A 13,502-nucleotide genomic window follows, 5' to 3' on the forward strand; every position below is an offset into this window, starting at 1 on the left:
GGTGCCATTCCACTCAGGCAGCCTCATAAACCCTGCGCAAACCGGCTGTTGCAGGTGATTTTCAATACGAGCCTAAATATTCAAGAAATGGCGCACCTGAGAGGATTCGAACCTCTGGCCTCTGCCTTCGGAGGGCAGCGCTCTATCCAGCTGAGCTACAGGTGCCTGAGCCGATAGCTAACCTTGTTCCGGTCCGGGTGCAACTGAAAATCGACCCGGATCAAACAGGTTTCACGCGAACAGATCATGCGCAAGTTCAAGCGCTTCGATCAGGGTATCGACCTCATCTTTCGAGTTATAGAGACCAAAACTTGCGCGGCATGTCGCGGTTACTCCGAGGAAATCCATCAATGGTCCAGCACAATGGTGCCCGGCCCGAACAGCGACGCCCTTTTTATCCAAAATCGTCGAAATGTCATGTGCGTGGCCTGCACCGTCCAAAGTGAAGCTAAAGATCGCCGCTTTGTCCGGCCGTGTCCCCTGAAGCTGAATCCAGTTCAGCCCCGCAAACCTCTGCATCGCATAGTCTCGGATCTCGGCCTCATGAGCAGCAACGTTGTCCATCCCCAAATCCATCAGATAGTCCAGAGCGACGCCCAGTCCGATGGTTTGCACGATACCAGGAGTTCCCGCCTCGAATTTCATCGGTGGCTCATTGTAGATCACCTGATCCTTGCTGACCTCTTTGATCATGTCACCGCCACCGATAAACGGGCGCATTTCGGCCATCCGGTCAGATTTGATGTAAATCGCTCCCGATCCCGATGGGCCATAAAGCTTATGCCCGGTGATGGCGTAGAAATCGCAGCCGATATCCTGGACATCGACCGGCATATGCACGGCGCCTTGACTGCCATCCACCAGCACCGGGACGCCTTTGGCATGGGCGCCTTCGGTGATTGCTTTGACATCCACAACCGTGCCCAACACGTTCGAACAATGGGTCACCGCGACCAGCTTGGTTTTTGGACCGATGGCATCAATGACAGCTTGCGGATCAAGCCCACCATCCGCATCCACATCCACCCATTTCAGCACCACTCCCTGACGCTCGCGCAGGAAATGCCAGGGTACGATGTTTGCATGATGCTCCATCACACTCAGGACGATCTCATCCCCGGCCTGAAGACGCGGCATCGCCCAGCCATAGGCGACCAGATTGATGCCTTCGGTCGTGCCCGAGTTCAGAACAATCTCATCTTCATCCGTTACGCCCAGAAATCGGGCAATAGTTCCACGAACGGATTCGTATTTCTCGGTCGCCAGATTGGACAGATAGTGCAGCCCGCGATGCACATTTGCATATTCTTCGGTATAAGCCCGCGTCACAGCGTCAATGACAACCTGTGGCTTCTGAGCTGATGCTCCATTGTCCAGATAGGTCAGCGGCTTGCCGTTTACCTCTCGGGACAGGATCGGAAAGTCAGCGCGAATTTTCTGCAGATCGAACATCGTATTTTTCTTCCCTAGACCGGGCCGCTGGGTGTGAACATGAGGACAAATGAGATTGAAATCAGTGCGGATAACAGAATGACCCCAAAAGATTTCAGCATCGAGTTGAACTTATGAGCTTCATTCAGGAAATGCATTGAGACGTAAAGGCTGACAAGTGCGGTCGCCAGCAAAAACATGACCATCATAAATGGAACAACCATCGAAACGATCAGCGTCACCGACATCGCTGCGATCTGAAGGAATTGCAGCCAGATCGTCAGGATCAGGATATCTTTGAATGTCGCAACGCCCCCGATAGTACGACCAACAAAAAGAAGAGCCACCACGCTGAGCAGCATCGCGCCTGACGAACGCAGAAGGTTCAGAATAACAGGATCAGAAACGGGAAGCGGTTCACCTTGCGGGACAGGGACCATCTGTTCGATACCAATTTGGATGGCACCGTTCAGAACGACAGCCAGAAAGAATGCCAGCCAGACAACTTCACGCCCGGGACGCAGATCCAGCAACCGTCTTGCCGCTTCGGCAGGGTTGGTCAGGGTCAGAACAGCAATCTGACTCAGCACGGCCGGATTCATTCCGCATACCTTTGCGCTTGCCTAAGGCCCGAAAACCAGAACCACAGGAATACGACGAACCAGACCAACCCGACAGTGGTCATGGTTGTCCCCGGACCAATAAAACCAGCGACAAGGCCGTTCAGCAAAATCAACGGCGTCGAGGATAGTAACGCCCAGAACAGAGCCAACCTTGCGCCATAGGCAGTCCCCTTTCCGCCGAACAGACGCGCCGCACCGTGGGACACGAAGGCCAGAAGGTAAAAGAACAGCGGCAAGATAATGACAGTTCCAAGCAAGGCACCGCCCAACAGCATGTTAAGTTCGAGGTCTTCGAGATGCGCCCGCCGGGACAAACGTGGCAGTTGCGCAATGAATGCCACCACGCAGAACGCCATTACAAAGACCAAAGCGCGGTCCTCACGTTCGCCCAAATCCAGAAGCCGGCTTACAACCCGGCCTGGTCCACGGTATGTGGCCACTATATCCGACGTTACCGGCATCAGCTTCGCCGAGAAAGCCAGCCTTCAAGGCGGTCAACCATAGCCTCCGCAAGGCTTTCATCCTCGATCTCTTCCACAGCCTCGGCCAGGAACGACAAGGTCAGCAAATTTGTTGCCTCTTTGACGGGCACACCCCGAGACCGCAGGTAGAACAGAGCCGTTTCATCAAGCGCACCTGATGTCGAACCGTGCGAACAGACTACGTCATCGGCATAGATCTCAAGCTCGGGCTTGGCGAGGAACTGACTATCATCATCCAGCAGCAAAGACTGGCTGATCTGATACCCGTCTGTTTTCTGGGCGCCCTCTTTCACAAGGATCTTGCCCTGAAACACGCCGGTCGCGCCGTTCCGCAGCACCTTCTTGAACACCTGGCGGCTTTCGCAACCAACCGCGTCATGGGTGACGAACACCGTGTCGTCATGGTGAAAATCGCCATCTCCGACGCAGGCTCCGGCCACGTGCGCCACCGCATCATCGCCGGTCAATTCGATCACCTGTTCGTTCCGGGTCAGAACACCGTTCATAGTCAGGGTGAAGGATTTGTAGACAGAATTGGCACCCAACCGTGTAAACATATGCGTCGCCGCACGACGCTCGTGGTCACGACCCTGGGCCCGCACATGGTGCAGCGAGCCACCATCGGCAATGTCAATTTCCATACATTTGTTGAAACGCGATGCCGCCGGCCCGTTTTCGAGAATGGTAACCTCGGCGTCAGTTTCGACCCGCACTACGTGATGCAGGATCGCATCCGAATCCTCGGACGCATGGCGATAGATCAGGCTGATCGGTTTCGATGGCTTACCGGTCACATGGATGGCCACGCCGTCTGATGCAAATGCTGTGTTCAATGCGGCCAGCGGGCGCTGAACCGGGACTTGTCCATTTGCTTCAAGAACGCCGTACAAGTCTTTGGCCCAATGGATATCTTTGCAGCAAATATCTTCAAGCCGGTCGATCGAAACACCTTCGAGTGTCAGATCATCGGACTCTTCGGGATTGAACACTCCGTCAACGAAGACAATCTTCAAGCGGTCGAATTCATCGAACATTTGCGGCTCGTCCGACTCGAACAGCGCCGCATGCGCTGCATCAGCCGATACGAGCGTATCGGGTTGGGTGTATTTCCAGTACTCGTCGCGCCGGCTGGGCAAGCCCATTTGGCGCACACGGGCAATCGCGTCCTCGCGCGCAGCGCGAGTACATCCGGCATCGGGCAACGACAGGACGGCCAGCCGCTCCTCCGTCGCAGTCTGTTTTGCTTGGGGCAACGCCATCAGTTCACCTCGGCCAGAATGTCGGCATAACCGTTGTTTTCAACCTCAAGTGCCAACTCGGGACCGCCAGTTTTTACAATCCGCCCATCGGCCATGATATGCACGACATCAGGTTTGATGTGGTCCAGAAGGCGCTGATAATGCGTGATAACAAGGAAACCACGCGCTTCGTCGCGCAGCGCGTTCACGCCCTCGGCAACCAGTTTCATCGCGTCTACATCCAAACCGGAATCTGTCTCGTCCAGAATGCACATTTTGGGCTCTAGCATGGCCATTTGCAGTATTTCGTTGCGCTTTTTCTCACCGCCAGAAAAGCCAACATTCACAGGGCGCTTCAGCATATCCGCATCGATCTTTAACGATTTGGCCTTGGCGCGCACCTCTTTCAGGAAATCGGCTGCCGAAAGCTCATCTTCCCCGCGGGCCTTGCGCTGTGAATTCACAGCGGTGCGCAGAAAGGTCATGTTGCCAACGCCTGGGATTTCAACCGGATATTGGAACGCCAGGAAAACACCGGCTGCTGCGCGCTCTTCCGGTTCCATCTCGAACAGGTTCTCACCACCAAGGGTCGCCGAGCCTTCGGTCACTTCATACCCATCCCGACCGGACAGCACATAGCTGAGCGTCGATTTGCCCGAGCCATTTGGCCCCATGATCGCATGTACCTTGCCAGCCTCAACCTTCAGGTCGACACCTTTGAGGATTTGCTTGTCTTCTTCTTCAAGTTTGACGTGCAGGTTTTTGATTTCCAGCATGTTTATTTCCTTTGGCGTATCGCAAGAGGGTCATGCCCCCTGTATATTCTGAATTCAGGGAAAATCGGGATTAACCCACAGATCCTTCGAGACTGATGGCCACCAACTGCTGGGCCTCCATCGCAAATTCCATTGGCAGTGCCTGTAGCACGTCCTTGCAGAACCCGTTGACAACAAGGGCCACGGCCTCTTCCTCGTCCATTCCGCGCTGACGGCAATAGAACAGCTGATCATCATCGACCTTCGACGTCGTCGCTTCATGCTCGACGCGCGATGAGTTGTTCTTGACCTCGATATAGGGCACCGTATGCGCCCCGCATTTGTCGCCGATCAGCAAGCTGTCACACTGGGTGTAATTGCGGCTGTCCTTGGCTTTCGGATGCATCGAGACCAACCCGCGATAGGTGTTCTGCGCCTTGCCCGCGCTGATCCCTTTCGAAACGATCCGAGACTTGGTGTTCTTGCCGAGGTGGATCATCTTGGTGCCAGTGTCGGCCTGCTGATAGTTATTGGCAATAGCGATCGAATAGAACTCACCTTGGCTTTCATTGCCGCGCAGGATGCAGGACGGGTATTTCCATGTCACGGCAGAGCCGGTCTCCACCTGCGTCCACATCACCTTGGACCGGTCGCCGCGGCAATCCGCGCGCTTGGTCACAAAGTTATAGATGCCGCCCTTGCCATTCTCATCCCCGGGGTACCAGTTCTGAACGGTCGAGTATTTTACCTCGGCATCTTCCTCGATAATGATTTCGACCACGGCAGCATGCAGCTGCGCAGTGTCGCGCTGAGGCGCAGTACAGCCTTCCAAGTAGCTGACATAGCTGCCTTTATCGGCAATGATCAGGGTACGTTCAAACTGACCGGTGTTCTCCGCATTGATGCGGAAATAGGTGCTCAGCTCCATCGGGCAGCGTACGCCCGGCGGGATGTAGACAAATGACCCGTCCGAGAACACGGCCGAGTTCAGCGTGGCATAGAAATTATCGGATACCGGAACCACGGTGCCCAGGTATTTCTTGACCAGCTCGGGGTGTTCCCTGATCGCTTCAGAGATCGAGCAGAAGATCACACCTGCCTTTTTCAGTTCGGCCTGAAAGGTTGTGCCAACGGACACCGAGTCGAACACCGCATCCACGGCCACCTTGCGGCCCTCAGCAGGCATATCCTCAGCACCTTCGACGCCAGCCAGAATCATCTGTTCTTTCAGTGGGATACCGAGCTTTTCGTAAGTGGCCAGCAGCTTCGGATCCACCTCATCCAGCGATTTCGGCTTTACCTCCATCGATTTCGGGCGGGCATAATAATACTGGTTCTGAAAGTCGATTTCGGGATAGCTGACCATCGCCCATTTCGGCTCTTCCATCTTGGTCCAGCGTTCGAACGCGGCCAGACGCCATTCGGTCATCCATTCCGGTTCTTCATTCTTGTCCGAGATCAGACGGACGATATCGGGGTTCACGCCTTTTGGGGCGTATTCCATCTCGATATCGGTGTTCCAGCCGTATTTATAGGTTCCGGCCTCGCGCACCGCATCAACGGTTTCCTGATCGACACCTTCTTTTACCTGAGTCTGGTCCAAAGCGGCCATGACTTATCCTCCGTCAGATCACGCGGCGCGCGCGCGATGCTTTTTCTCTTTTTCCAGCCACGTATCCGCGAAACGCAGCACATCATCTTCTGTTGTCCAAGGGCCGAGCGATACGCGAATTGCGCTGGCTGCCGTTACTTCGTCATATCCCATTGCCGTCAGAACTCGGCTGGTCTTTACCTTGCCACTTGAACAGGCCGAACCTGCGCTGATCGCAAATCCAGCCAGATCCATCTGCATAACCTGCGTCTCCCCTTTCCATCCGGGAGTTGCAAAACACAAAGTGTTGGGGAGTCGCTCCTGATCTTTCCCGACAAAAATAGTCGCTTTCGATCCGGCCTCAAGAGCGTTCTCTAGAATATTTCTAAATTTAGCAACATTTTCCCAAACACCGTTAGCCAGATCTTTCACTGCGGCCTCGGCAGCGGCACCAAAACCCGCGATTCCAACAACGTTTTCCGTCCCGGAGCGCCGGCCCATTTCCTGCCCGCCACCAACCGCAAGCGGGTTGATGTCCAGCCCTTGTTTTAGGATCAGAGCGCCAACACCCTTAGGACCGCCGATTTTATGCGCCGAAAGAACCGCCATATCCGCATCGCTCCAGGCGAAGGAAAAGGGAATACGGCCAACAGCCTGCGTAATATCCAGCAACAACCAATCGGCGCGCCGTGCGCCATAGGGCCACTGACCTTCGACCTTTTTCGGTGGCAAGGTAACGATACCTGTTTCCGAATTCGCCAACCCCATTGCTAAGATGTGACCAGGTCCTAACGGGCGTTCGTTGCAGTTCGATAGATCAAGATGCGACCAAAGCGCGTCATGCGCCGTTGCATCAACGAACACATCGCAATTATTCGGTCTATTCTGCAGGGCCCGAGCCGCTTCGGTCGCACCAGAGGTGAAAATAACTTCCTGCGGTCGGCACCCGACAGCTTCGGCCACCTGCGACCGTGCCCGCTCCACCATGGCCTTTGCCGCTCGTCCTTCAGCGTGAACTGAGGAAGGGTTACCGATCTGATCCATTGCCGTGATCATCGCATCGCGCGCTTCGGGGCGAATTGGCGTTGTGGCGTTATGATCAAGGTAAACACGATTCATGGATGCACCTTTTGGCAGCCAAAGGGACTTGGACAAAGCAAATTCATCTTACTCGTCCACGACCGCGAACAGATTGGGAACAGCCGGACAGGGCGCCAAGTCGTTCCTGATCACATCAGAAAGCCGCGTTTGATGCAGAAACACATAAACATGGGCACTTAGCCCTTCCCACAATCGGTTGGTCAGCGATTGCGCACGACTGCCCGATGAGGCCCCCGATGCCCCTGCCCCCTTTTTCAACGCGTCTACAGTTTCGTCGACGGCGGACAGAATTTCGACTACACGGATTTCCGACGCAGGGCGCGCCAACCGATAACCTCCGCCCGGACCGCGCACTGACGAGACAAGCTCGGCCCGGCGCAACTTTACGAACAGCTGTTCAAGATAAGGCAACGAGATGTCCTGCCGTTCGGAAATTTCGCTCAGCGTTACCAGTCCGTCAGAAGACTGAAGAGCGATATCAGCCAAGGCCACCATCGCGTAACGACCCTTGGTCGAAAGCTTCATTCTCATTCCCTTATGGCAGTTAACGCGCGAAATCATTGACGCCGCCGCTGCCAGTGCGTATCTCCGACTGACAGCGCCCTTGCGCCGACTATCACAATTAGAACCGTTCTAAGGTGTCCGACGATTATCGTCAAGTATTTCCGGACACCCAGAAGAAAAAGACAGGACCTATGCACACATGCCCGAGGTGATTTTTCCCGGACCCGAAGGCCGCCTGGAAGGCCGCTACCACCCGCAAAAGGAAAAAGACGCACCGATCGCCATCGTGTTGCACCCGCATCCTCAATTTGGCGGGACCATGAACAACAAGGTGGTCTATAATCTGCACTATGCGTTCTACAACATGGGTTTCACTGTCTTGCGGTTCAACTTCCGCGGTGTTGGCCGCAGCCAGGGAGAATATGACCAGGGCGTAGGCGAGCTGAGTGATGCGGCATCGGCACTGGACTACCTGCAGTCGATGAACAACAATTCGAAACACTGCTGGGTCGCAGGGTTCTCGTTCGGAGCCTGGATCGGGATGCAACTGCTTATGCGCCGCCCTGAGATTACCGGTTTCATCAGCGTTTCTCCGCCAGCCAACATGTATGATTTCTCGTTCCTGGCGCCCTGCCCCTCTTCGGGTCTGATTATCAACGGATCCTCTGATCGGGTAGCCCCGCCTGCAGACACCACTGCATTGGTTAACAAGCTGCATGAACAGAAGGGCATCACAATCACCCATAACGAAGTTGAGGGTGCAGACCACTTCTTTCAGGATCGCCACATGGATACGCTGATCACTGATGTAAGTGACTATGTGAAACGGCGGCTGACAGAGAACACGCGCTAATGTCCGACACGATCATCAGGCTTGCATCCAAGCTGGCCGAAGACACAATGAAAGTGATGGACGAAACCGGTAACGACCGCTTCTTCATGGAAGTTGGCGAAGTGATCGGGGCGTCCTCACAAACATTGGAAGAAGCATTCCTGACCGAGATCCGTGTCCGGATGGCCGAACGTAAGGCCCGCAAGTTTGTCGTCGAGAAATTGACCGAACATCGGTCAAAACTGAAAGCTATAGAAAAACAATGACGCAAAGATTGTCCGCGCAAATCGACTTCCTTAAACGCGCGGACAGGCTGAAATCTGTCAATCGCGCCAACGCCTTGTTGGATCAGTCCCGCCCAGAGAACGCGGCTGAGCATAGTTGGCAACTGGCGCTTTGGGCCCTGGTTTTGGAACCGGTTGCCGGGCCAGACGTGAATATCGACCGCGTGATCAAAATGCTACTGCTGCATGATCTGGTCGAAATCATCGTAGGCGATCACCCGATTCACCTGAAAACAGATTGGAAAGCACTGGAATTGGCGGAACAAACAGCTGCTGAAGAGCTGTTTGGCATGCTGCCTGCGGATCAGGCCACGACGTTTCTTGCTCTTTGGCAAGAATTCGAAGCCGACGCCACGCCGGACGCGAAATTCGCCAAGATTCTGGATCGGTCGCAACCGATGTTTCAGGTGCTGTGTGCAGAACGGCCAAACCCAGAGCATTTAGCTGTCGTGAATGACAACCTAAAACGTGGTCGCGCTGCCTATCTGCAACAAGCTTTCCCGGACGCATATAATCTTGCCCAAGCGCTGCTGAATGGAGGCAAACTCGAAACCTCCGAGCTTTCTTTGCGTTTGGGTTTCTTGTCCGAAACTGACCAACTCAAATCGGTTCAGCGCGCATCTCGTCTGCTCTATGATGACCGGTTTGAGAATTCAGCCGAACATTCCTGGCACATCATGCTTTTTGCCTGGGTCCTGTCCGAATATGCAGCCCCTTCCGTTTCTGTGAACCGCGCCCTCAGGATGCTTTTGCTGCACGACATTGTTGAAATTGACGCCGGTGATCACCCAATTCATGGGCAGGTCAACCACGCGGCACAAGCCGCCGAGGAACTTGCTGCGGCGCAAAGGTTGTTTGGAATGCTCCCAGAGGTCCAAAATCAAGAATTCATGTCGATCTGGCAGGAGTTTGAACAGGCCGAAAGCCCCGATGCCTGTTTCGCCAAAGCGATTGATCGCTTCCAAACCCCGGTTGGCAACCTCGAGACAGGAGGCGGTTCCTGGATTGATTACAACGTCACATACGAACAAATCCACAGCCGTGTCGGCACGGTGATTATTCCCGGTGCACCAGCTCTGTGGGCATGGCTGGATCCGTTACTTCGGGGTTACTTTTCTGAGACTGCAGAAGGCTGAAAACACAGCGGAAAAAGGAGCATAACACCCCTTTTTCCTGTATTCGGCAGTCGCTTAAACCGATGCACCAATCAATCGCTCAACATTTCGGGCTGCTTTTGTTTCGACGGACCCCCCGCCAGCAAGCCACCCAAGCGCAACAATAAGTGCCGAAAGAGCGATGACGTATTTTGCAAATTTCGTCATGGCGATACTCATAAAAAAAACACGATAAAACGCGGACAAAGTATCACATTGCCGAAAATCCACATAGTCGGGTAATCCTGACCCCTGACGGATGCCAGTAAACTCCTGCTATCGCTTGCGGGTATCGGTCATTTCGTGCTCAACCCAATGCAACCTTATTGAATGCGAGACCCCCGTGCCCAAAGCATATCTTCTACTGCTGTTGGCAGTTGTTGCCGAAACGATTGGTACAACTGCACTTCAGGCCAGCCAGCAATTCAGCCGGTTCTGGCCGTCAGTGCTTGTGGTTGTTGGCTATGGAATTGCCTTTTATCTGATGGCCCTCACGCTCAAATACATGCCGGTTGGTATCGTCTATGCGATCTGGTCCGGTCTTGGAATCGTGCTGATTGCCATCATCGGTTTCATTGTCTTTGGTCAGAGGTTGGATTTACCCGGGATAGCTGGACTCAGCATGATTTTGGGTGGAATACTAATCATACACCTCTTTTCCGGTACAGCAGGACACTGACGATCGGTTAGGGCTGGCATATTTCGCCGAGCCGCGTTATGCGCGCGTCAACTTCCCGTTCAAAGGCTGACCTCTCATGGACCTGCGCAATATCGCAATCATCGCTCACGTGGACCACGGCAAAACAACGCTGGTCGATGAGCTGCTAAAACAATCCGGTGCGTTCCGGGAAAATCAGGCTGTCGCAGAACGCGCCATGGACAGCAATGACCTCGAGCGTGAGCGTGGAATCACCATCCTTGCAAAGGCCACTTCGGTGGAGTGGAAAGGCACGCGGATCAATATCGTCGATACGCCGGGCCACGCCGATTTCGGCGGAGAGGTTGAACGCATCCTCAGCATGGTCGACGGCGTTGTCCTGCTGGTCGATGCTGCCGAAGGTCCGATGCCGCAGACCAAATTCGTGACCTCCAAGGCGCTGGCGCTGGGTCTGCGCCCGATTGTGGTGCTGAACAAAGTCGACAAGCCCGACGCCGAACCAGACCGTGCGCTGGACGAATGCTTTGATCTGTTCGCAAACCTCGGTGCGGATGACGATCAGCTTGATTTCCCTTCAATGTACGCCTCAGGCCGGTCGGGCTGGGCAGATATGGAGCTGGAAGGACCCCGCAAGGATCTGTCAGCACTGTTCGACCTGATCGTTGACCACGTCCCTGCTCCCAAACAGATCGAACGCAAGGACGAACCCTTCCGGATGCTTGCCACGACACTGGGCAGCGACCCGTTCATCGGCCGCATTCTGACTGGCCGTGTCGAAAGTGGTACGCTCAAGGCAGGTGACACCCTTAAGGCGCTCAGCCGGGACGGAACACTTATCGAGAACTTTCGCGCCTCTAAAATCCTGGCTTTCCGCGGTTTGGGGCAGCAACCCATTGATGTGGCCGAGGCGGGCGATATCGTCACCATCGCAGGTATGAGCAAAGCGACCGTGGCAGATTCGCTTGTTGCCCCACAAGTCGAAGACGCTCTGCCTGCGCAGCCGATCGACCCGCCGACCATCACAGTGACCTTTGGTATCAACGATTCGCCCCTTGCCGGCCGAGACGGTAAAAAGGTTCAGTCCCGTGTCATTCGCGACCGTTTGATGAAAGAAGCAGAATCAAACGTCGCCATTCGCATTACCGACACTCCGGGCGGTGAGGCCTTCGAAGTTGCGGGACGCGGCGAATTGCAGATGGGTGTTCTGATCGAAAACATGCGCCGCGAAGGGTTCGAGCTGAGCATCTCTCGCCCACAGGTCCTGTTCCGCGAAGAAGACGGTCAGCGCCTAGAGCCCATCGAAGAAGTCACCATTGACGTGGATGACGAGTATTCTGGCTCGGTCATTGAAAAGATAACAGGTGTCCGCAAAGGTGAATTGGCCGAGATGCGGCCTGCTGGTACAGGCAAAACCCGCATCATCGCCCATGTGCCGTCACGCGGGTTGATCGGTTATCACGGTGAATTCCTGACAGATACACGCGGTACTGGCGTATTGAACCGTGTGTTCCACGACTGGGCACCGCATAAAGGACAAATTCCGGGCCGCCGCGCAGGCGTTCTGATCTCTATGGAGAACGGACAAGCAGTTGCCTATGCCCTTTGGAACCTCGAAGAGCGTGGCCGCATGTTTGTTGGCCCTCAGACCGATGTATATCAGGGTATGGTTATCGGCGAGCATTCGCGCGACAACGATCTTGAGGTTAACCCGCTGAAGGGGAAAAAGCTGACCAACGTCCGGGCCAGCGGATCGGATGACGCTGTGCGCCTGACACCCCATATTCAGTTCTCGTTGGAAGAGGCGATCGCCTATATCGACGATGACGAACTTGTCGAAGTGACCCCGAACGCAATCCGTCTGCGCAAACGCTTTCTGGATCCGCACGAGCGCAAGCGTATGGCAAGATCTGCCTGATCATTGCAGTGATGCAGTTCACAGATTGGAAACAATAACACAATCGTGACATATTTGCGCACACGCGTATTAAGGCCCATCCTGGAAGGCTCGCTCTCAAAGCGGGCCTTCTTTTTGTTTTACCTACACTTTCCTCTTTAAGTTGTTTCACTTTTAACATTCACAATTTTAGGAAACTTGTAATTCTGGCTCAAAAGGGATGTATTTGTGTCCAAAGTATGGCACCTGTTTGCCTGCCAAGTTTTGAGTAATGAGTATCAAGGAGTAGCGCCATGCGCATTAAGTCTCGCTTACTTTCAATAGTATTTGTTTCAGCAACATTCCCAGTTATTTCAGCTGTATCCGCTTCAGCTTCAGACATGTGTACAATACGAACAGCCAAACAGTCGGTATCGACTGAAACGCTTTGTGCATGTTCTGTTGTAGACGCCCGGATGCTGCGCTATTTGCAGCGACGCTCAGATTTCGAGGACATCTTGTCCCGTACATTGGAGAGTTGCCCAGCTTTTGCAGCAGTTCTGACTGACTTTCCAACCGCATCTATTCTCGGAAATGAGCAACGATCAGGAGACGGCGCTGCTGATGAAAATGGCGGTGGTGGTTCCGGCGGCGGCGGTGGTACCGGCGGCGGCGGTGGCGGCGGCGGTGATACCCGCGGCGGCGGTGGCGGCAATGGTGACGGCAACGATGATGACGACGGCGGTGACGGTGGTGACGGCGGCGAAGGTGGCGACGGCGGCGAAGGTGGCGACGGCGGCGACGGCGGCGAAGGTGGCGACGGCGGCGACGGTGGCGACGGCGGCGAAGGTGGTGACGGTGGCGACGGCGGCGAAGGTGGTGACGGCGGCGAAGGTGGCGACGGCGGCGAAGGTGGTGACGGCGGCGAAGGTGGTGACGGCGGCGAAGGTGGTGACGGCGGCGAAGGTGGTGACGG

Annotated in this window: 15 protein-coding genes and 1 tRNA gene; 5 read left to right on the forward strand and 11 right to left on the reverse strand. The window is 54.9% G+C overall.

All coding sequences use genetic code 11. The annotated features are described in order from the left end of the window. Nucleotides 1–88 precede the first annotated feature (88 nt). From AC2FH2_RS02565 to iscR, 9 genes are all read right to left on the reverse strand, one after another. Nucleotides 89–165: transfer RNA gene (locus AC2FH2_RS02565), tRNA-Arg, on the reverse strand. 66 nt (nt 166–231) lie between these two features. Continuing rightward, complete coding sequence (locus AC2FH2_RS02570) at nt 232–1,452, reverse strand: cysteine desulfurase (protein WP_496822752.1); 1,221 nt, start codon at nt 1,450–1,452, stop codon at nt 232–234. Between the two features lie 14 nt (nt 1,453–1,466). Then, on the reverse strand, nt 1,467–2,033 hold the full coding sequence (locus tag AC2FH2_RS02575) for a YIP1 family protein (protein WP_142633743.1): 567 nt from the start codon (nt 2,031–2,033) through the stop codon (nt 1,467–1,469). Beyond that, nucleotides 2,030–2,515 (reverse strand): YIP1 family protein, encoded by a 486-nt coding sequence (locus tag AC2FH2_RS02580; RefSeq protein ID WP_142633741.1) that lies wholly within the window; start codon nt 2,513–2,515, stop codon nt 2,030–2,032. The genes AC2FH2_RS02575 and AC2FH2_RS02580 overlap by 4 nt, the downstream gene beginning before the upstream one ends. Further along, the gene (gene sufD, locus AC2FH2_RS02585; protein WP_496700392.1) at nt 2,515–3,795 is read right to left on the reverse strand and encodes a Fe-S cluster assembly protein SufD; all 1,281 of its coding nucleotides are present in this window, start codon (nt 3,793–3,795) and stop codon (nt 2,515–2,517) included. The genes AC2FH2_RS02580 and sufD overlap by 1 nt, the downstream gene beginning before the upstream one ends. Further along, nucleotides 3,795–4,550 (reverse strand): Fe-S cluster assembly ATPase SufC, encoded by a 756-nt coding sequence (gene sufC / locus AC2FH2_RS02590; RefSeq protein WP_496700393.1) that lies wholly within the window; start codon nt 4,548–4,550, stop codon nt 3,795–3,797. Before sufC ends, sufD begins: the two co-directional genes overlap by 1 nt. Before the next feature lie 70 nt (nt 4,551–4,620). Further along, a complete protein-coding gene (gene sufB, locus AC2FH2_RS02595; RefSeq protein WP_142633735.1) occupies nt 4,621–6,141 on the reverse strand; it encodes a Fe-S cluster assembly protein SufB in 1,521 nt (506 codons plus the stop codon). 18 nt (nt 6,142–6,159) lie between these two features. Next, nucleotides 6,160–7,239: a cysteine desulfurase family protein gene (locus AC2FH2_RS02600; protein ID WP_496704579.1), complete on the reverse strand. Its 1,080-nt coding sequence runs from the start codon at nt 7,237–7,239 to the stop codon at nt 6,160–6,162. A 48-nt stretch (nt 7,240–7,287) separates the two neighbouring features. Beyond that, nucleotides 7,288–7,746 (reverse strand): Fe-S cluster assembly transcriptional regulator IscR, encoded by a 459-nt coding sequence (gene iscR, locus AC2FH2_RS02605; RefSeq protein WP_142633731.1) that lies wholly within the window; start codon nt 7,744–7,746, stop codon nt 7,288–7,290. 178 nt (nt 7,747–7,924) lie between these two features. On the opposite strand from iscR, the gene AC2FH2_RS02610 reads away from it, so the two are divergent. From AC2FH2_RS02610 to AC2FH2_RS02620, 3 genes are read left to right on the forward strand one after another with little or no spacing between them, the layout of a single operon-like run. Continuing rightward, nucleotides 7,925–8,578: an alpha/beta hydrolase gene (locus AC2FH2_RS02610; RefSeq protein WP_142633729.1), complete on the forward strand. Its 654-nt coding sequence runs from the start codon at nt 7,925–7,927 to the stop codon at nt 8,576–8,578. Further along, entirely contained in the window at nt 8,578–8,823 is a 246-nt protein-coding gene (locus AC2FH2_RS02615) for a hypothetical protein (RefSeq protein WP_142633727.1), read from the forward strand. Before AC2FH2_RS02610 ends, AC2FH2_RS02615 begins: the two co-directional genes overlap by 1 nt. Further along, nucleotides 8,820–9,977 (forward strand): HD domain-containing protein, encoded by a 1,158-nt coding sequence (locus AC2FH2_RS02620; RefSeq protein ID WP_496822754.1) that lies wholly within the window; start codon nt 8,820–8,822, stop codon nt 9,975–9,977. The genes AC2FH2_RS02615 and AC2FH2_RS02620 overlap by 4 nt, the downstream gene beginning before the upstream one ends. A 54-nt stretch (nt 9,978–10,031) precedes the next feature. Here the strand turns inward: AC2FH2_RS02620 and AC2FH2_RS02625 are convergent, their stop codons facing one another. After that, on the reverse strand, nt 10,032–10,163 hold the full coding sequence (locus AC2FH2_RS02625; protein ID WP_282027394.1) for a hypothetical protein: 132 nt from the start codon (nt 10,161–10,163) through the stop codon (nt 10,032–10,034). 175 nt (nt 10,164–10,338) lie between these two features. On the opposite strand from AC2FH2_RS02625, the gene AC2FH2_RS02630 reads away from it, so the two are divergent. Both AC2FH2_RS02630 and typA read left to right on the forward strand, forming a co-directional pair. Continuing rightward, nucleotides 10,339–10,674 (forward strand): DMT family transporter, encoded by a 336-nt coding sequence (locus AC2FH2_RS02630; RefSeq protein ID WP_142633723.1) that lies wholly within the window; start codon nt 10,339–10,341, stop codon nt 10,672–10,674. Between the two features lie 76 nt (nt 10,675–10,750). Then, nucleotides 10,751–12,568 (forward strand): translational GTPase TypA, encoded by a 1,818-nt coding sequence (typA, locus tag AC2FH2_RS02635; protein WP_271947178.1) that lies wholly within the window; start codon nt 10,751–10,753, stop codon nt 12,566–12,568. 563 nt (nt 12,569–13,131) lie between these two features. Here the strand turns inward: typA and AC2FH2_RS02640 are convergent. Next, the coding region (locus tag AC2FH2_RS02640) for a hypothetical protein (RefSeq protein ID WP_496822756.1) at nt 13,132–13,502 on the reverse strand (371 nt) is incomplete at its 5' end.

The sequence above is a fragment of the Ruegeria sp. YTSA105 genome, assembly GCF_059610225.1.